The 20,428-nt window shown below is 35.0% G+C and carries 16 protein-coding genes; 4 read left to right on the top strand and 12 right to left on the bottom strand.

Translation table 11 applies throughout. From position 1 onward, the window contains the following. Positions 1 to 17: 17 nt before the first annotated feature. Together V7S50_RS24180 and V7S50_RS24175 are read right to left on the bottom strand one after the other, a co-directional pair. Positions 18 to 290 (bottom strand): hypothetical protein, encoded by a 273-nt coding sequence (locus tag V7S50_RS24180; RefSeq protein ID WP_063225165.1) that lies wholly within the window; start codon positions 288 to 290, stop codon positions 18 to 20. A 14-nt stretch (positions 291 to 304) separates the two neighbouring features. Next, the gene (locus V7S50_RS24175) at positions 305 to 823 is read right to left on the bottom strand and encodes an RNase A-like domain-containing lipoprotein (protein WP_242255437.1); all 519 of its coding nucleotides are present in this window, start codon (positions 821 to 823) and stop codon (positions 305 to 307) included. A gap of 400 nt (positions 824 to 1,223) precedes the next feature. On the opposite strand from V7S50_RS24175, the gene V7S50_RS24170 reads away from it, so the two are divergent. Beyond that, positions 1,224 to 1,772, top strand: coding sequence for a TVP38/TMEM64 family protein (locus tag V7S50_RS24170; RefSeq protein ID WP_063225167.1), 549 nt, complete (start codon positions 1,224 to 1,226; stop codon positions 1,770 to 1,772). 62 nt (positions 1,773 to 1,834) lie between these two features. On the opposite strand, the gene V7S50_RS24165 is transcribed toward V7S50_RS24170, so the two are convergent. The 3 genes from V7S50_RS24165 to V7S50_RS24155 form a co-directional block, all read right to left on the bottom strand. Next, positions 1,835 to 3,535, bottom strand: coding sequence for a M4 family metallopeptidase (locus V7S50_RS24165; RefSeq protein WP_242255439.1), 1,701 nt, complete (start codon positions 3,533 to 3,535; stop codon positions 1,835 to 1,837). Between the two features lie 168 nt (positions 3,536 to 3,703). Beyond that, positions 3,704 to 3,832, bottom strand: coding sequence for an NprX family peptide pheromone (locus V7S50_RS24160; RefSeq protein ID WP_141439183.1), 129 nt, complete (start codon positions 3,830 to 3,832; stop codon positions 3,704 to 3,706). A 1-nt stretch (position 3,833) separates the two neighbouring features. Next, on the bottom strand, positions 3,834 to 5,105 hold the full coding sequence (locus V7S50_RS24155; protein ID WP_242255441.1) for a tetratricopeptide repeat protein: 1,272 nt from the start codon (positions 5,103 to 5,105) through the stop codon (positions 3,834 to 3,836). A gap of 199 nt (positions 5,106 to 5,304) precedes the next feature. Here V7S50_RS24155 and V7S50_RS24150 point away from each other — a divergent pair, with 199 nt between their 5' ends. Continuing rightward, positions 5,305 to 6,768 carry a nicotinate phosphoribosyltransferase gene (locus V7S50_RS24150; RefSeq protein ID WP_242255443.1) on the top strand — a complete coding sequence of 488 codons (1,464 nt, stop codon included), beginning with the start codon at positions 5,305 to 5,307 and terminating at the stop codon, positions 6,766 to 6,768. A 202-nt stretch (positions 6,769 to 6,970) separates the two neighbouring features. Here the strand turns inward: V7S50_RS24150 and V7S50_RS24145 are convergent, their stop codons facing one another. From V7S50_RS24145 to fdhF, 7 genes are all read right to left on the bottom strand, one after another. Then, positions 6,971 to 9,337 (bottom strand): heavy metal translocating P-type ATPase, encoded by a 2,367-nt coding sequence (locus tag V7S50_RS24145; RefSeq protein ID WP_242255452.1) that lies wholly within the window; start codon positions 9,335 to 9,337, stop codon positions 6,971 to 6,973. Positions 9,338 to 9,362: 25 nt separating this feature from the next. Then, positions 9,363 to 9,740: an ArsR/SmtB family transcription factor gene (locus V7S50_RS24140; RefSeq protein WP_063225173.1), complete on the bottom strand. Its 378-nt coding sequence runs from the start codon at positions 9,738 to 9,740 to the stop codon at positions 9,363 to 9,365. Between the two features lie 254 nt (positions 9,741 to 9,994). Then, the gene (locus V7S50_RS24135; RefSeq protein ID WP_242255454.1) at positions 9,995 to 11,410 is read right to left on the bottom strand and encodes an amino acid permease; all 1,416 of its coding nucleotides are present in this window, start codon (positions 11,408 to 11,410) and stop codon (positions 9,995 to 9,997) included. A 103-nt stretch (positions 11,411 to 11,513) separates the two neighbouring features. Continuing rightward, positions 11,514 to 12,647, bottom strand: coding sequence for an alanine dehydrogenase (gene ald, locus V7S50_RS24130; protein ID WP_060629494.1), 1,134 nt, complete (start codon positions 12,645 to 12,647; stop codon positions 11,514 to 11,516). A gap of 369 nt (positions 12,648 to 13,016) precedes the next feature. Further along, a complete protein-coding gene (locus V7S50_RS24125) occupies positions 13,017 to 14,888 on the bottom strand; it encodes a glycerophosphoryl diester phosphodiesterase membrane domain-containing protein (RefSeq protein WP_242255456.1) in 1,872 nt (623 codons plus the stop codon). Between the two features lie 156 nt (positions 14,889 to 15,044). Continuing rightward, complete coding sequence (locus tag V7S50_RS24120; RefSeq protein WP_063225177.1) at positions 15,045 to 15,527, bottom strand: DUF1641 domain-containing protein; 483 nt, start codon at positions 15,525 to 15,527, stop codon at positions 15,045 to 15,047. Positions 15,528 to 15,539: 12 nt separating this feature from the next. Then, positions 15,540 to 18,476: a formate dehydrogenase subunit alpha gene (gene fdhF / locus V7S50_RS24115; protein ID WP_242255458.1), complete on the bottom strand. Its 2,937-nt coding sequence runs from the start codon at positions 18,474 to 18,476 to the stop codon at positions 15,540 to 15,542. Between the two features lie 301 nt (positions 18,477 to 18,777). Between fdhF and fdhD the strand changes: the two genes are divergently transcribed. Together fdhD and V7S50_RS24105 are read left to right on the top strand one after the other, a co-directional pair. Then, complete coding sequence (fdhD, locus tag V7S50_RS24110) at positions 18,778 to 19,584, top strand: formate dehydrogenase accessory sulfurtransferase FdhD (protein ID WP_242255468.1); 807 nt, start codon at positions 18,778 to 18,780, stop codon at positions 19,582 to 19,584. Between the two features lie 276 nt (positions 19,585 to 19,860). Then, positions 19,861 to 20,367, top strand: a complete 507-nt coding sequence (locus V7S50_RS24105; RefSeq protein ID WP_336376600.1) for a GNAT family N-acetyltransferase — start codon at positions 19,861 to 19,863, stop codon at positions 20,365 to 20,367. Positions 20,368 to 20,428: the final 61 nt, after the last annotated feature.

The raw sequence follows: 20,428 nt of genomic DNA, 5'->3' as shown, positions 1-20,428 counted from the left end.
AAAAAGGCGTGATCTACTCACGCCTTTTTCTTTTGCAATAATAATAAAAAGGTTGCAAGATGGTCTTTCGTTTCTTCTAAAGACCACATACGATTTCCTTGCTTCGCAACTAATACGCACGCCTCTTCCCAAGCGTTCTTTTTCTTCATATATAATAATTCATCGCGTAATTTCAAAACAATTTCTTCGTCTTCTTGCTCTATAAATTCTTCCATCACGCCTACTATTTCATCTTCATGGATACTTAACGTGCAGTACGATTTGAGAAAATATTGTAATGTCGTATACATATTTACTCCCCCTTCTATTTATCAGATGGATAAGAAGTAATAATCTTATATCCTAAATCTCCTGACTTATCTCTCGCTAAAACAGTAACAGTTTTTACTAACTTGTCTTTTACATTCATATTTTTCTTTATTACCGTTTTACCAACCGGGAATGAATGAGTTGTATTTAATACGAGACGAGCCTCTTTAGAATTTTTCAACCAATCTTGAATTTCCTTATCATGCTGCTTCAAACTATCTTTTACAGCTTTCGTCGCTGTTTCCTTATCATAGTATGTACTTGCCGCTGATACTTTATCTGTCTTCAAGCGATTCTTCAAATCCTCTTCTGATTTGCCTACATGTCTTTCAATTGTATGACCATTTTTAGGCAGCCCTTCCATTTCATCTAAAATATTATCACTAATTTTTTCTACTGATGTCGATTGATTCCCTGTTTGTTTCTCTGTTTTTTGTTCTTTTCCTGCACATCCACTTAAGATCAGCATTAATGCCAATAAACTACTCAAGAAAAGACTACTTATTCGTTTCATCATATCACCTCTTTCATGATTATTATCGTAACTTCACTAAAAGTCAATTTCACAACAAAAAAACAAACACATTTTTAAAATTCCTCATCTATTTGCCATATTACCACCCTAGTTTCATTAAATCGCTATTTTCGACCCCCTCCATAAATATACCCCTATATTTTTATGATTATTTCCCAAGTTAAACTACCCATAAAAAAACACCGAATAAACCCTTTAAATAAAGGATTTATTCGGTATTTTTTAATCTAGAAAAATATACCCCTACCTTCATATACCTAATACCCATATAAGGTATATGAAGGTAGTTTTATCAACGTTTTCTACATTATGTAAATTTCCACTTGCCTACACAACAGAAATATGGTGTAATGCAAAAAAAGATAAAGGATTTTAAACAATGGCTGAAACAATTCAAAACTTCTTAACAGACTATTATTCAATTGCAATTCCACTTAGTATCTTAATTAACATCATCATCAGTCTTTTAGGTTTTATCCCTAGTATTTTTTTGACTGCTATTAACATACAACTCTTCGGTGTAACAAACGGAACCATTATTTCGATCGCAGGTGAGGCATTAGGAGCTATTATCTCGTTTTATATTTATCGTATAGGCCTTCAGAAATTCACTCACAGTAAAGTAAATAAGTATCCAAGGGTAGAGCGCCTCCTTTATGTAAAAGGTAGAGAGGCCTTTCTACTTGTCCTATCGTTCCGATTGATACCTTTCATCCCATCCAGCATCGTTACTTTATTTGCAGCTCTAGGTAAAATGTCATTACTATCCTTCAGTATTGCCAGTACAATAGGTAAAATACCGGCTTTATTGATTGAAGTATATTCGGCATATCATGTTATCAATGGAACAAATGAAGCGAAGTGGATTGTAACCATTGCAGGCGCTATTGGGTTGTTTTATTTGTGGAAAAAATGGAGAAAAAAATAAAGAAGGAGCCTATGCTCCTTCTTTATTTTTGAGGTATTTTATTATAACTATCCCTTAAAGCCTTAGTTTACGCCAACAGCACTATATGATTGCTTAACTGCTGCTACTTCTGCAGAGCTAGCACCATATAAGTCAGCTGCAGCTTGTACTAATCCAGCACGAGCTTGACTAAAAGTAGTAGATTGCGTGAAATATTGCGTATTTGCACGGTAATAAATCGCTCCTACTTTATCTTTACCAATACCGTTTACAGTAACACCGTAATGCGTACCACCATTCGCTAATAAATAAGCTGCTTTGTTAATAATACCGCTATTTGTATGAACGCCACCGTTATCACCAGTGCCAGTGTAACGCTTAGAATAATGATCTGGATCACCATATTTCGTTGGATCACTCATAGAGCGAAGTGCATCTCCTGCTTTACCAGGCGTATAAATATCTTCACCAATTTCCCAATCCGGGTTACGGTTATCATAATACTCTACTAATGTACCAAAAACATCTGAAATAGCTTCATTTAATGCTCCTGATTCATTTTGATAAATTAAATCTGAGCTATACTCTGTAACAGCATGTGTTAATTCATGACCAATTACATCAATTCCACCAGACAATGAAGTGAATGTTACACCATCACCATCTCCGTATACCATTTGAGAGCCATTCCAGAATGCATTATTATATCTACTTCCATAATGAACTGTTGATTTTAATGGTGCTCCTGCATCATTAATAGAGTTTCTATTAAATGTAGCTTTATAGTAATCATATGTTTTACCCGCATAGTAATGAGCATCTACTGCTGCTGCATCATACGCTGCATTGAAAACATTATCTGCATCTACCCATAATGTTCCCGGTAATGTAGTACGGTTTTTCGCATCATATGTGAAAATCGTTGCTCCGCGCGTATTATCTTGTAAATAGTAAGATGATGCAGATAACGTTGTATTAAGTGACTTCGTATCTCCTAATACACCTTTACCAGTACCCACTGCATTTGTTCCTGTTACAGGCTTTACAACCGGTTTCGCTTCTTGTTTAGGTGCCTCTTGCTTAACTGGTGACTTATCTTCATTTGCTACATGATCCAATTTATTATATTTATTTAATACTTTACCGCTGTCTGCTTCAATGAAATAGTAGTAGTTTCCTGGGCTTGGCTCTAAGAAGTTTAGATTCACAACGTATGCATATGTTGTTTCCTCACCGTTTTGATATACATATAAGTCCGCTTTTGGTTCTACCTCATATTTAGGTGTTACACCTAAATCTTTTTGCGCAATTTCAATTGCTTTTGCGCCTTCAATCTTATTTTTATTTTTCAACTTTTCTTTTTTGTCTAAATCAGGTGCAACTGTTCCAGACAATACTTTCAAAGAACCATCTTTACTTACGTGAGCTACTTGCGTAGAACCCCATACAGGTACTCCTTCATATACTTGTTGCATACGTACTACTGTTGAATCAGTTACACCATCTTTTTTCACTTGTTTCACTTTGAAAGAATCTTGCGCACTCTTTTCCCCTAACTTGTAATCACCTTTTGCTGCGTTTAAGTAATCAAACACAACAGATTCTGCTTTCTTACCAGTTGCCCCAGTTAAATCACCAGAAATAAACTCAGGTGACTGTACCGTCTCATTGTACTTCTTCGTAGAGAGCACATTTTTAGAATCCGCAAATGCAGATCCTGCCCCTCCAAACGTTGTAACTGCCATTCCTGTCGCTAACACTAACGCTAAACTTTTCTTTTTCATGAATCTTCCCCCTAATAAATTATTTTTTTGAAAAAGAGTAGTTTCATATTAGCATTATGTTTTCACTATTAATATACTAAAAATTCAAATAATTATTTTCTCAAGTATTGTAGAATTTTGGAGAACAAATATTGAAAAAACCCCTTTCCTGTTGGAAAGGGGTTTTTATTACGATTCAATTGTTTCAACTACTTGTGTTCCTTGCGTTAAAACATCTGGCCTTGACGAATATTGTTCAATAAACTGTGTCAAAAACACAACTCCAATAACAAGTCCTAAAAACATCACTTTTTTCATATTATTTCTCCTCCCCTTTTTCTAGTAACGAAATAGTTTTTTTATAATAACGACTACTCTCTTCGAAATTACGGATCCCTTCGAAATAATTCGCAATTTCTAAATACACTTGCTTCAAATAGATTAAATTACCTTCACTTTTAAAAAATGGTATAGCCTCTAATTCTAGAAATTTCTTATATTCATCCGATGTACGGAAATATTTATATTGTAAAATAATTAATAAATATAATGCCCTTTTATACTTTTCTTGTCGCTGAGCAATAGAAATACCTTTTTCTATCCACTGGTTCGCCTCATCCATTTGTTTTAAGTGAATACACTGTAATGCTGTATGATATAAAGTATCTAAGTAATTATCATCTTCATGTTGATGATATTGCAAACTTTTCAAATAAAATTCCTTAGCCTTTTCGTATTGTTGTTGGTTACCGTAGACTTCTGCAATATTACTTAATGCGATACTCATAATTGCCTCATTTTCAGAAAATGAACTCGCTTCACGTAAAATGCTATTGTACATATCCAAAGCCTCTTTGTACTGTCCTTGCCTTACAAAACAAATCGCTATAATAAATTGACAGTTTATCACATTACGGAATTTATACTCATTACGGAATCCCTCTATTGCAATGTTAGCAAAATGCAGAGCTTTATACGGATTTTCTAAATGACTATATGCTAATGCTAAATTATAATAAATACCATTCTCATGATAATTTAGCCCTTTCGCCATTTTTTCCGTTTCAATTAAACTCTCTAATCCTATCTTCCATTTGTTTTGTAAACAATTCAATAACGCAACATTATATGTGAATAACATTTTTTGAAACTGAGATAATTTCTTATACCCTTTTTTTAATTTATTTAATCTTTCCGCTCCATTATCAATATCACGCTTAATCATAAGATAACGTACATATAATAGCTCATAATAATTCATAATTTCAAAATCAGTTACTTGCTCAATTTCTTCTTGTAAATCAACATATATTTGCTCAATTCGTTCTCTTTCTAAATGGACGATAGCTTTATGCCAATCCTCCAGCTTCCCCTTCACATCTTCCTCTACATCCCTCAAATCCGTCACGGCAATTTCTAATCTTGCGCAGAGCAATTGTAGAATTTCTTCTGATGCTTCGATCTTTCCATTTTCGATTTTACTTAAGTATGAGACAGAACAAATGCCCTGACATAATTCTTCTTGTGTCATTTTTTGCTGTAGCCGTTTGTAAAAGACTTGTTTGCCTATTTTTTCTAATGTTTGTTGCATTGTCCTCCTCCATTCTCATTACCCCCATTACTCTAATAATACATAAAATCTTGAGAAATATAAATTGATAAATGTTAATTTTCTAAAAAATATGCATTATTTCATTTTTTTCCCTCTTGACTCTACTTCCATATCCATTCTTTGCTACGAGCGGTGAAAAATTGGTATACTATAACCAAATTATGGAGGTGGTTTCGCGATGACTTATTATAAAGACGATAGCTATGCCTTACATACAGATTTATATCAAATTAATATGGCTTATACATATTGGAAAGATGGTATTCATAATCGCCGCTCGGTGTTTGATTTATACTTTCGAAAACTTCCATTTGAGAACGGTTATGCTGTTTTTGCTGGTCTTGAAAAGATTGTAGAGTACATAGAAAACTTCAGCTTTACCGAAAGCGATATCGCTTATTTAGCAGAATTACAATTTGAAGAAGAATTCCTTCATTATTTACAAAATATGAAATTTACTGGGACGGTTCGAGGTATGCAAGAAGGTGAAGTTGTATTTAATAACGAGCCTTTATTACGTGTTGATGCACCGCTTGGCGAAGCGCAAATTATTGAAACTGCCCTATTAAACATTGTGAATTACCAAACATTAATTGCAACAAAAGCAGCTCGTATGAAGCACGCTGCAAATAATGATGAACTTTTAGAGTTTGGCACAAGACGTGCCCATGAGTTCGATGCAGCCCTTTGGGGCACACGCGCTGCCTTTATTGGTGGTTTCTCCTCTACAAGCAACGTACGGGCTGGGAAACGCTTTGGAATACCTGTAGCCGGCACACATGCTCACTCTTTCGTTCAAGCGTATCGCGATGAATATGTTGCTTTCAAAAAATATGCTGAGACACATAATAAGTGTGTGTTTCTTGTCGATACATACGACACTTTGAAATCTGGTGTTCCAAATGCAATTCGCGTTGCGAAAGAGTTTGGAGATCGTATCGATTTTTACGGCATTCGCCTTGATAGTGGGGATATGGCTTATTTATCTAAAAAAGCAAGAAAATCACTAGATGAAGCTGGGTTTACAAATACAAAAATTATTGCTTCTAGCGATTTAGATGAATACACAATTATGCACTTGAAATCTCAAGGAGCAAAAATTGATGTATGGGGCGTTGGAACAAAATTAATTACGTCCTTTGAGCAACCAGCGTTAGGGGCTGTTTATAAACTAGTTGCGATTGAAGATACTGATGGAAAATTAAATGATACAATTAAAATTTCATCTAACCCTGAAAAAATTACCACTCCAGGACTTAAGCGTATTTATCGCATTATCAATCGAGTGAACAATCATGCAGAAGGCGATTATATTGCATTAGATTCTGAAGAGCCAGGAAAAGAAGAACGTTTAAAAATGTTTCATCCTGTTCACACGTATATAAGTAAATTTGTAACAAACTTTGAAGCACGCGAACTGCATAAAGATATTTTCGTTAACGGTGAAAGAACATATGAATTACCTGGCATATTAGATATTCAAAAATATAATGAACAGAGTCTCGCATTATTTTGGGAAGAATATATGCGAACTTTAAATCCCGAAGAGTACCCTGTCGATCTAAGTCAAGAATGTTGGGATCATAAAATGAATTACATTCAAACTGTTCGAGAACAAGTTGAAAAAAATATACAAAAATAAAACAGAGAAGCTTCTCCTTCTCTGTTTTTTCAATACTATATGTATCTTTGTGGAAAATATATTAAAATAATAAGACAAATATTTTTTATTTGTAAATTTTAATATTACGTTATTTATTTACAGAATAATATTTGTTATTATTTTATTGAGTCAATTTCAACAAAATAACCTAAAAAAGAGGACGCAACCTGCGTCCTCTTTTTTATAAATCTTTCACTCGTAATACACGCATTGCATTTAATACTGCCAGCAGTGTCACACCAACATCTGAGAAGACAGCTTCCCACATTGTTGCAATACCAAAAGCACCAAGTAATAAAACTAATCCTTTTACGCCTAATGCAAAGATGATATTTTGCCATACAATGCGTCGTGTACGTTTTGCAATGTTTACAGCTGTCGCAATTTTTGAAGGCTCATCAGTCATAATAACGATATCTGCCGCTTCAATTGCTGCATCTGATCCTAAACCACCCATTGCAATACCAACATCAGCTCTTGCTAATACCGGTGTATCATTAATACCATCACCAACGAAAGCAACTTTTTCTTTCCCATGCTTCGCTGCATCAATTTTTTCAATCTCTTCTACTTTTTGTTGCGGTAATAGTTCTGCATGAACTTCATCTAAACCTAACTCTTTACCAACAGCTTCACCAACTAGTTTTGCATCACCAGTTAACATGACTGCCTTCTTAATACCTAGTTCTTTTAACTTTTGAATTGCTTGTTTTGAATCTTCTTTTACCTCATCAGAGATAACAATATAACCTGCATATTTTCCATCTACAGCAACGTGAACTAATGTACCTACTGTTTCTGGTTGCTTAAATGTAATGTTTTCTTTTCTCATTAATTTCGCATTACCTGCAAAAATTTCTTTTCCTTGTACTTTTACGACTGTACCGTGACCAGAAATTTCGCTATAATCATCGATTATTTTTTCATCAATTGATTTTCCATATGCATTTCGAATCGACTGTGCAATTGGATGGTTAGAATACACTTCAGCAAATGCTGCATACTCTAATAATTCTTCATTTGTAATGCCTTTGCTTGGTTCCATTTTTGTAACTTTGAAGACACCTTTTGTTAATGTTCCTGTTTTATCAAAAACAATATATTTCACATCATTTAAAGCTTCTAAATAGTTACTTCCTTTTACTAACACACCACTTTTAGATGCACCACCGATACCTCCAAAGAACCCAAGAGGAATAGATACAACTAACGCACATGGACAAGAGATTACTAAGAACACTAAAGCTCTATAAATCCAATCAGCAAATGTAGCTCCTTCTAAAATAAGTGGTGGAATAAACGCCATAATCGCTGCTGTAATAACTACAACTGGAGTGTAATAACGTGCGAACTTCGTAATAAAGTTTTCTGTTGGCGCTTTTTTACTGCTTGCATTTTGAACTAAATCTAAAATTTTTGATACAGTTGATTCACCGAATTCTTTTGTAACTTCAATTGTTAATACACCATTTTGGTTCACAAAACCACTTAGTACATCATTTCCAACTTCAACTTCACGTGGTACAGATTCACCAGTCAACGCTGAAGTATCTACCATTGATGTTCCTTCAACCACTTTTCCGTCTAACGGTACTTTCTCACCAGGTTTCACGATAATATAATCGCCAATTTGTACATCTTCTGGTGATACTTGTTTCGTTTCATTTCCAACTTTTACATTCGCGTAATCAGGACGAATATCCATTAATGAAGTAATTGACTTTCGAGAACGGTTCACCGCAATACTTTGGAATAGTTCTCCTACTTGATAGAATAACATTACTGCAACTGCTTCTGGGTATTGCTGAATCGCAAAAGCTCCTAGTGTTGCAATTGCCATTAAGAAGTTCTCATCGAACACTTGGCCACGAGTTATGTTTCTTACCGCTCTCCAAACGATATCTCCACCTATTAATAAATACGCAAGGACGAATAACGGAATTGTTATCATTTGTGGTAAGCCAGCTAATGCAGCAATTGCTGTCAAAATTCCGCCGATCACTAATCGTCCTACCATCTTTTTCACATTTGCTTCACCATGGTCGTGACTATGCCCGTGGTCATGGCCACCCTTTTCTTCACGAACAACTTTCACATCTGGTTCTAACTTTTGAACGACATTTGTTATATTGGCTACAGTCGCTTCTAATTCTCTTTTATTCGCTACTTCAACTCGTAATTTCTTTGATACGAAATCAACAGTTGCTGCTGAAACAGTCGGCATTTCCTTAACCTTATTTTCAATCTTCATCGCACAGTTCGCGCAATCTAAACCTTCTAATATAAATACTTCTTTTGCCACTTTTGTATTTTTTTCTTCTTGCACTTTAATGTGCGGTTCTAATTTTGTAACGAGTTGTTTTGCTTCTGTAACAACTTCGCTTTCTTTATTTTGTGCTGTCTCTAAAACCATTGTTTTTGTCGCGAAATTTACAGAGCAAGAATTTACTCCTTCTATATTTCCAACACCTTTTTCAATTTTCATTGCACAGTTCGCACAATCTAAACCTTCTAACATCAGTTTCTTTTTCACTAATGCTTCAGCCATCGTTCTCCCTCCTCGCGTTCTTTTTTTATTCTTCCTCGTTTACATGTTCAAACGCTTGCTCGAAGATATGAATTACGTGCTGGTCAGCTAACGAATAATAAACGACCTTTCCTTCTTTACGATTCTTTACAAGTTTCGCTTGCTTTAACACACGAAGCTGATGTGAAATAGATGATTGTGTCATTCCTAATAAATAAGCTAAATCACAAACACACATTTCAGCTTCAAATAATGCATGTAATATTCTCGTACGTGTACGATCGCCTAATACTTTAAATAATTCTGCTACTTTACTTAAACTGTCATCAGTTGGAATTGTTTGTTTTACTTGATCCACAACTTCTTCATGGATTATCGTTTGAGAACATGTCTCTTGTGGTGTTTCTACTTTATTTCCAGCCATTATAGCTCACCTCTTCATTTGAACATATGAACAATTATTCATATGTCTTATACCTTTATTATATGAGCGTCCATTCATATGTGTCAATGAAATCTAATACATTTTTTTGAACATTTCGTTCACATTTTAAAAAGATCTACACATATTTTCCGCATCAATTACATTCTCATACAAAAAAGGATGTACACTTTGCACAAAAGAAAAAGCCTTGCGCGTTCCCTAGACGCACAAGGCTTACTATACTTATATCCCTTTTAATTAGCTTGTTCTAAATTATCCTGCGAACTTCCATCGTCTTTTAAATGACTATGCTTTTTCGAATATACAAAGTATACAACTACTCCAATTGCTAACCAAACACCGAAGTATATCCATGTTTTTAATGGTAAATTTACCATTAAGAATACACAACATGCAACTGAAATAATCGGTAAGATCGGTACAAGTGGTACCATAAATCCACGTTGTAATTTCGGATGCGTTTTACGAAGAATGATAACAGTTACACCAACCATGGCGAATGTTAATAACGCTCCAATATTCGCTAAATTCGACAATTCTTTTAAATCGATAAATCCAGCAATTAAAGCACTACCAATTCCTGTTAACCAAACTGAAAATGTTGGTGCTTCAGTCTTCTTGTTAATTTTCGCGAAAGATTTTGGCAATAAACCGTCACGGCTCATCGCGAAGAATACACGAGTTGTTGCATAAATGTAAGCGAAAATTACAGCCATAATACCGATTACAGCTCCAATAGCAATTACACCAGCCACTTTATCTTGTCCTACAACTTCTAACACATATGCCATAGCTTCAGGTACATCTAATTCCTTATAAGAAACCATACCTGTCATAACGAGACAAACTACAACATAAATGATTGTACAAATAACTAGCGAAGCAATAATACCAATTGGTAGATCACGTTGTGGATTTTTTACTTCTTCAGCAGAAGTTGCTAATGCATCAAATCCTAAGAAAGCAAAGAATACTGCTGCTCCCCCTGCGAACACTCCACTTAAACCGTAAGGTGCAAATGGTATCCAGTTTTCTGGTTTCACGTAGAATACACCAACTGCAATGAATAAAACAACAATACCAATTTTAATTAATACCATTATGTTATTCACACGTTTACTTTCTTTCGTACCTCGTGATAATAACCAAGTTATCACCAACGTAACAATAACTGCTGGTAGGTTTACCATACCACCTTGTGCTGGAATCGTTAGCAATTCTTTTGGAATTTCAAGTCCCAATCCACTCACTAAGTTATGGAAATAACCCGTCCATCCACCAGCTACTGCGGCAGTTGTTACAACATATACGGATAACAATGTCCATCCCATTAAATGGGCAACAAACTCACCAATTGTTGCATACGAATATGTGTACACACTACCTGAAACAGGAAGTGTAGATGCAACTTCTGCGTAACATAAAGCTGCAAATCCACAAACAATTGCTGCAATCATAAATGAAAAAATAACTGCTGGACCAGCATCTCTTGCGGCTACTAATCCAGTTAATACTAGAACTCCTGTACCAATTATCGCACCAATCCCTAGCATTGTTAGGTCAAATGCCCCTAGCGTTTTCGTTAAAGTTTTACTTTTACTTTCCCCTAACAATTGCGTAACGGATTTCTTTTTAAATAGGTTGGCCACGATGAATGCCCCCTTTTACCAAGAAGAGCTAAGAGGTATTATCTCTTAGCTCTTATCATGTTGTTTTATATAGTGTTCGATTTTGTTTTGTATAATGCTTCTATTAGCAAGATACTGTTTCTGCTTCTAGTAATTCTTTAGCACCTTTGTACTCTACACCGTGAGCTTCTGCAACTGCTTCGAATGTTACATAGCCATCTAATGTGTTAATACCTTTTAGTAATGCAGCGTTGCCTAGGCAAGCTTCTTTGTAGCCTTTGTTAGCAATTTGTACTGCATATGGTACTGTTACGTTTGTTAATGCAAGAGTTGATGTACGTGGAACCGCACCTGGCATGTTTGCAACTGCATAATGAACAACGCCGTGTTTTTCGTAAGTTGGGTTATCATGAGTTGTAATACGGTCAGTTGTTTCGAAAATACCACCTTGGTCAATTGCGATATCTACAACAACAGAACCTGGTTCCATTGATTGAATCATTTCTTCTGTTACAAGTTTTGGCGCTTTTGCACCTGGGATTAATACTGCACCGATTACAAGATCAGACTCTTTTACAGCTTCTGCAATATTGTAAGGATTAGACATTAAAGTTTTCACTTGATTTCCGAAAATGTCATCTAATTGACGAAGACGTTCTGCACTTAAGTCGATGATTGTTACATCCGCACCTAGTCCAACTGCAATTTTAGCAGCATTTGTACCAGCTTGTCCACCACCGATAATTGTTACTTTACCACGTTTAACCCCTGGAACACCTGCAAGTAAGATACCTTTACCACCTTTGTTCTTCTCAAGGAATTGTGCACCAATTTGTGCAGCCATACGACCAGCTACTTCACTCATAGGTGCAAGTAATGGTAGAGAACGGTTTTCTAATTGTACTGTTTCATATGCAATAGAAACAACTTTCTTTTCAATTAATGCTTTTGTTAATTCTGGTTCTGGAGCTAAGTGTAAGTATGTGAATAAGATCAAACCTTCGCTGAAGTGTTTGTATTCGCTTTCAATTGGTTCCTTAACTTTCATAACCATTTCCATGTTCCAAGCTTCTTCAGCTGTATCAACAATTTTCGCTCCTGCTTCAACATACTGAGCATCTGTGAAACCAGATCCTAAACCTGCACCCTTTTGAATGAATACTTCGTGATTGTTACGAATTAAATGTACAACACCTGCTGGTGTCATTGCTACACGGTTTTCGTTGTTTTTAATTTCTGCTGGTACCCCAATACGCATAATGAAATGCCCCCTTATAATTAACAGAAAAAAGAAAGTCTTTTTTCTTTTTGTAATAATTAATAACTTATGTCCTTATTCTAGCATAACTTAAAAGTTATGAAAACGCTAACATACTATTTTTTTAAAGTTTATATATTTAGAATAGTGTAAATATATAAAACATTGATTCTATTAAGTTTCTCATTTCATTTCATTATCTATCACTCTATTTTTATTATACTTCTTCAAAACAAACAGTAATCTTTTATTATTCGACAATAATGTAACAATGTAAGAAACCCTACTGATGCCGTATACATATACAGTCATTAATTTACACAATACTTTAGAGATATATTCTTTTCATAAAAAAACAGCTGCGGGCATTTAGCCAGCAGCTGGGTAACTTATAAATAACTTGGAAAATAAATCATCTGTTGTTTCAGTAATTTTATCAAACAAATCACTTTCTTCCGCCTCTTGCTCTTTTAACATCTTAATTGTTTCACGTGCATCTTCAGGATAATCGGTAATGATACCATCTACGTTTAGTTTATAATATCCCTTTAAACTTTCCATATCATTTACCGTCCATACGTAAATTGGCTTGTTTAACTTTCTTGCTTCTTTTACTAATTTCTTATTTAACATGTATTCTTCTGCTACATAAAAATCAGCTTTCACATTTTTTAAGTTAGCTCTACTCGCATACAGTATATATCCTACTTTTATATCTGGATTTGCCCGCTTAAACTCTTTAATAAGCGGATAGTGTAACGTTTGAATTACACATTGTTTCTCAAATTCATTATCTTTAATCGCTTTTAATACTTTGTTTACGAAATCTTTTTCGCCACCATGAAGCTTCACTTCAATATTGAGTTTGATTTTTCCCTTTGCCAGCTTAATGATCTCATCAAGTGTACTTATTTGTCCTGAAAACCCATCTTGACTAAGAGTAAGTTGTCTTAACTCGTCCATCGTTAAATCTGACACATGAACATTAGCATTAGCAAGGCGTTTCAACTTCAAATCATGTATAACTGCTAATTCACCGTCTTTTGTTTGCAGTACATCAATTTCAGCGTAGTCTGCTTTCGCATCAATAGCCCCTTGCAAAGCTTCTTTTGTATTCTCTACACCTTTTGAAATATAACCACGATGAGCCATAATAATTGGTTCTTTATATGTGTTTGTAATAAAGGTCACAATGAAGGCAACAACCATTCCCGCAGTAATAATTCCTACAATATATACGCCAATAAATTTCCAACGATGTTTTTGGAAGAAACATTTATCTGCTTTCGTTTTCGAATAATCCAATCCTTCTTCTAATAAAACGTCTTCAACTGGAACTTTTTGTAAATATAATCGCGTAATCGCCATAATATAAAATGGTGTCACGATAAAGCTAAATAAATACAATGTACTCGTTAAAAATACAGACATTGTTGATTCCGCTAATAATGCAAATGTCCCTGCTGGGTTTGTAAATTCATATACTCCCCACAGACAAAGTAAATAAATTCCTATAAATAAAAGAAAGACAATTCCTACAGATATGAAAAAACCTACTAAAAAGAATAATACTTTAAAAAAGCTTTCTTTTACTAAGTTTGCACTTTTTCGTGCTGCGGTGCGGAACGGCTTTTCCTCTAAAACGATAATAGGTAAAACAAAGATCCAACGAAGATTTAAATAGGCAACTACAGCAAAGAAAGCATAATATCCAACTTGACCCATTGTTGTCTTAAATAGTTCACCTGTAATAAAATTAGGAATTTGAATCTCAGGAATCAATGCAGATTTATACCCCGTACTTAATAGTGGTAATAACACAACTGCGTACAAAACAAATCCTGGTAAGCAATATGTAAAAAGGGAAGGTAAATACGTTACTGTTTTATACAAAATCGGACGTAATCTCACCTTTTGCCTTTTATGAGCAAAGTACGAAATAATAATAAGCACCGCAAATTCCGTAAAGATAAGAAACAGTGCTAACAATGATAAAATTACGATTGCCAATATGCCGTATGGCGTCTTTAAAAACGCTAATAATTCATCATTCGTCGCATTTGCATAACCACCAAAATACAATAACTTATTAAAAATGATCCCAAATAGCGGGACAAATACAATCGCTGCTAATAATTTATAAGCAAGTTGAAAGGTTAATACATTCCAAAAAGCAAATCTAACTGTTTGAAAGGAATGTCCAATTACTCCTGGTATAGATAGTCTTTTACGGTGTTGCATATATTCCTCCACATTCTAAAACGATATTTGAGATGGATTCCACATTTCCATTTCTAATCCATCTTTTTAATAATAATATATTCCGCTTAACATGAACACTCTTATACATACAATGAAAAAAGTGATGGTTACTCCCCATCACCTTTTTCATCTACTCTATTTTTTCTCTAACCCTTGTCCAAATGCTTTCAAGAAGCTAAAACCGAATGTAATGGCTCTATTGATATCTGGATCTTTTAACACTTTAAAGAAATCCATCACTTTTGTTTTTTTACCACTATTTAATTCATCTGTTGCAAATTGTAATCCAGTGACTAAACTCGATGTGATTTGTTTTGTTACTTCTGGGTCAACTGAGGATAGCGCTTCCCCTGCCCCCATCATATTATTGAGTGCATTTTTAACTGGTTCACGATTTAATTGCTCCACAGCGATTTTTGAAACATCTTCCTTCGCAGCAAGTAAACTAATCGCCGCATCTAATATACCAGCCTTTTGCAACTGTGCTAAAAGCTGCATTGTTTCTTCTACTGCTTCACGATTATTAGATAGCTCATTTAGAAGTTCATCTGCTACTTGCTGTTTCTGTTCTTCCTCTGTTATAACTTTCTTTTTAATTAAAGTAATTTCTTTCGCCACTATCTCCGCCCCCTAGTCCACAAGTGATACGTATTGCTTTCTTTGCCACTTTTGCTCGATTTCAACACCATTTTGCGGATTACGCTTTTTATCTCGCGGGTTCGAAGATGGTAACGGGCGGTTTCCTTTTTCACGTAATACACGCATTTTCACCATCGTTTGTTTATACGCCGGTGTACACGTATAAATGTCTGTTGCCGTCCCAGTTAAAATATTAATTGCTTCTTCATTTATCGTTGCATGCATCGGTAAATATAGCTCTTTCCCCGTTACACGATCAGTAATAAGCGCTTGTACTTTAATTTTCCCAAATGGTGACGCTAATTCCACAAGACCACCATCTTTCACATTGCGCTCTATAGCAAGTTCCGGTGAAATTTCAACGAATACTTCAGATACTTTAGATAAAATACCAGCCGACTTATTCGTCATATTCCCTTCATGGAAATGCTCGAGCATGCGTCCATTATTTAAAAGTAAATCATACTCATCTGGTGCTACAACCGGTGGTATCCATTCATCTAATGATAGACGAGCAAGTTTATCTGGGAAGTTAAATCCGTCTACATATAATAGCGGTGTATCGCTACCATCATGACTACCCCAACATAAACTATTCCATCCTTCTAGACGGTCGTACGTTGCTTGAGAATATAATGGTGCAAGTGATGCAATTTCATCCATAATTTCACTCGGACTTTCGTAATTCCAATCCCCACCAAGTGCACGAGCTACTTTTTGTAAAATCCACCAGTCTGGTTTTGACTCACCAAGCGGCTTTAATACTTCATACAACCTTTGGATACGGCGCTCTGTATTCGTAAAGGTTCCTTCTTTTTCTAAACTTGGTGCTGCTGGTAAAATAACATCAGCAAAACGAGCTGTTTTCGATAAGAACATATCTTGAACGATAAGAAAATCTAAATCCGCTAAAATATGTTGCACATGGTTCGCATTTGAATCGACTAAAGCCATTTCTTCACCCATGACATACATACCACGTAGTTTTCCTTCTTCTGCCGCAAGTAACATTGCAATATTATTTAATCCTGGCGCTTTCGGAATAGTTGTACCATATGCTTTTTCAAACTTAGCACGAAGCGTATCATCTGATACTGCTTGATAACCTGGAAGCCAGTTTGGCAATGTTGCCATATCACAAGCACCTTGTACGTTATTATGTCCTCGTAATGGATATGCACCTGCACCAGGACGACGGTAGTTACCCGTAACGAGTAGTAAATTTGAAATTGCAGCGGACGTCGTACTTCCTCCTGTATTTTGAGTTACGCCCATTCCCCAAAGTACACAAGTACCATCTGCTTCATATACCATACGAGCCATTTCTTTTAGATTTTCTTTCGAAATCCCTGTAATTTTCTCTGTATAGTCCAGCGTATATTTCTCTACCATTTTGCTATATTCATCAAAATTCTTTACGTTTTCAGCTATGAACTTTTTATCATGCCAATCTTGATCAATAATATATTTCGTAATACCAGCAAGCCATACGTAATCCGTTCCTTGGCTCGGATGAATAAATAAATCCGCACGCTCTGCCATTTCATGTTTACGAAGGTCTGCTACAATTAGTTTTTGCTCGTGTAATTTATGAGCACGTTTTACACGCGTCGCAAGTACAGGATGTCCTTCTGTTGGATTCGCACCAACAATAATGACAAGTCCTGCTTCAGCTATATCTTTCACTGTTCCAGCATCCCCGCCCATACCGACAGTTTTAAATAAACCATCTGTCGCTGGCGACTGACAGTAACGAGAACAGTTGTCTACATTATTCGTTCCATATATTTGTCGAGCTAGTTTTTGCATAAGGTAATTTTCTTCATTCGTTACTTTTGAAGAAGAAATAAATCCAAACGCATCGCTGCCGTATTCTGATTTAATATGCTGCATATTAGATGCAACCACTTCAAGAGCTTCTTCCCAAGAAGCTTCAACAAACATATCTCCTTGGCGAATTAATGGCTTTGTAATACGATCTTCGCTGTTTACAAAATCCCATCCAAATTTACCTTTTACACATGTGGAAATACCATTAACAGGTGCATCTGAAACAGGTTGCACTTTCAAAATTTGACGATCTTTCGTCCATACTTCGAATGAACAACCGACACCACAAAATGTACAAACTGTTTTTGTTTTATTAACTTTCGTCTTACGCATCGCAGCCTCTACTTCTGAAACCGCTAAAATACTACTATATCCAGGCTCTACATCCTTTACAAAATCAATCATAGGATCTAACACATCTGGTTTTAATCCTGTCATAAATCCAGCTTCACCTAACATTGATTTTTCCATCAACGCATTACATGGACATACTGTTACACATTGCCCACAACTCACACAAGATGAGTCATTTATGCTTATACCATGATCCCATATAACACGTGGACGATCTAAGCTCCAGTCTATCGATATAGTTTCATTAACCTGTAAGTTTTGACATACTTCTACACACTGTCCACAAGCAATACATTGATTTGGATCATACCGATAAAACGGATGTGACATATCCACTTCACAAGCACTTACTTTTGGCTCATACGGATATTTCTGTTCTTCAATTCCCATCATATGCACTGTGTTATGGACTTTACAGTTACCATTATTGTTATCACAAACAGTACAATACAATAAATGATTCTCTAATATTCGATCCATTGCCTCAGTCTGTGCCTCTTTTGCACGCTGTGACTGTCTTTCAATATGCATACCATTCTCAAGCTTCGTTGAACAAGCACGCATTAACTTTCCATCTACTTCTACAATACACGTATCACAAGTTTGAATTGGATCTACTTCTGGTACATGACAAATTTGAGGATGTTCCAAATTACTCTCATTAAATAATTGTAGTATTGTCTTTTCACCTGATGCTGAAAATTCTTTACCATCTACGGTTACACGGACTGTCTGTTCTGCCATAGTTTCCCCTCTCCTTACAACCAACTGTACAACATATTTATGAATCCGTTTTCATAAATAGATTACTGTACATATTTTTGAAACGCTCTGTCCAAATACTTTTCTTATGAAGTCGATTCTAGATGTTTATAAGGTATCACTACGAAAGCTTGAAAATTTCACTATTCTACATTTCTATTATATCGTATATATACAATAATAACCAAAATAATCTGATACCTTTCTTCTAATAGATGTTTTTATTTTTTCAATGTTTTATGATAAATGTGGGAGAGAAATACGTATAAAAGGGGAATTTAATATGGGGCCTACGCAAGAGAATTATACAATTGTACGCTATCAGTCTGGTACATTTTCAAAACAACTTGATGAGATTGTTACAGAATCTCCTATCACTATTAAAATAAATAGCGAAGAGTATGTAACAGTCGTATGTACACCAAATTACATCGAAGATATGGTAATTGGTTTTTTAATTTCTGAAGGAATTATTTCTTCCTATAAAGATGTTGGAGAACTATGGATTCAAAAAGATAATGGAATTGTCCATGTAATATCATCAAAAGTAAATCCGCTCTATCAAAATTTATATAATAAACGATATATCACTTCCTGTTGTGGAAAAGGTAGACAAGGTTTTATTTTCGCTAACGATGCTGCAAAAGCAAAAGATTTACATGATATACATGTGAAAATTAGTCCTGAAGAATGCTTTCACTTAATGAATACTTTACAACAATCTTCCACTACATTTCGCCAAACTGGTGGGGTTCACAATACCGCGCTATGTGATCGAAACAATATCCTCATATCAAGAATGGATATTGGAAGACATAATGCATTAGATAAAATATATGGTCATTGTTTGCGCAACGATATATCCGTTAAAGGAAAAATCATCGCATTTAGCGGGCGTATTTCATCCGAAATTTTACTCAAAGTTTCAAAAATCGGATGTGAAATTGTTCTATCTAAATCCGCTCCAACAAAACTAGCATTGCAACTCGCTCAAGATTTAGGCATTACAGTCGTAGGGTTTATTAGAAATGAATCTTGCAATATTTATACACATCCACATCGAATTGATGGTTATCAATCGAATAACTAAAATAACTCCTCGATCGAGGAGTTATTTTAGTTATAAAAATGTAATATATTAAACACTTGAATAGTTAATAAAGTTAATATATAATTTCATTACATAAAGTGAAACTTTAATCAGTGGGGAGCTTTATTTCCCGTTAATGCGGGGTAATTAAAAATAAAACATTATAGCATATATCTTTTCATTCTTTTACAAATTAAAAGAGACTGCTAACAAAACGCATATACAATCTTATACAAGTAATGGATTTATTTGAAATCAACCAAGGAGGTTACAACGATGGAAATTCGCTTATTAATGACAGAGGATGCAGAAATATATTTAAAAGTTTGTATGGAAGGTTTAACGAAGAACCCGGAAGCTTTTAGCTCTTCTTATGAAGATGTTCTTAAACATGAGGATCCTGTAGCTGCTATGGCAAAACGATTAAGCAATCCGGATAAGTATACTCTAGGTGTCTTCAAAGATAACGATTTAATTGGTATCGCTACTTTAGAAACAAAACCATTTATTAAACAAGAACATAAAGCAAAAATCGGTTCCGTTTTTGTTTCCCCAAGAGCTCGTGGCCTTGGAGCAGGACGAGCGCTTATTAAAGCAATTATTGAAAATGCCGATAAATTACATGTAGAACAACTTATGCTCGATGTTGTAGTTGGTAACGATGCTGCAAAAAAATTATATGAATCATTAGATTTCCAAACTTACGGCGTACAAGAGCGTTCATTAAAACATAACGGTCAATATTGGGACGAGGAACATATGGTTCTGTTCTTAAATGATTAATACTTCAATATAAGTTTTCCAAAAGCACCTTTTTATTAAAAAGGTGCTTTTTTCATTACAA

It is taken from the genome of Bacillus sp. CCNWLW194 (assembly GCF_037120585.1).
GTDB classification, from domain to species: domain Bacteria; phylum Bacillota; class Bacilli; order Bacillales; family Bacillaceae_G; genus Bacillus_A; species Bacillus_A basilensis.
Note: the sequence above shows the minus strand (reverse complement) of the source record. Positions and strands in the feature narration are given on the sequence as shown.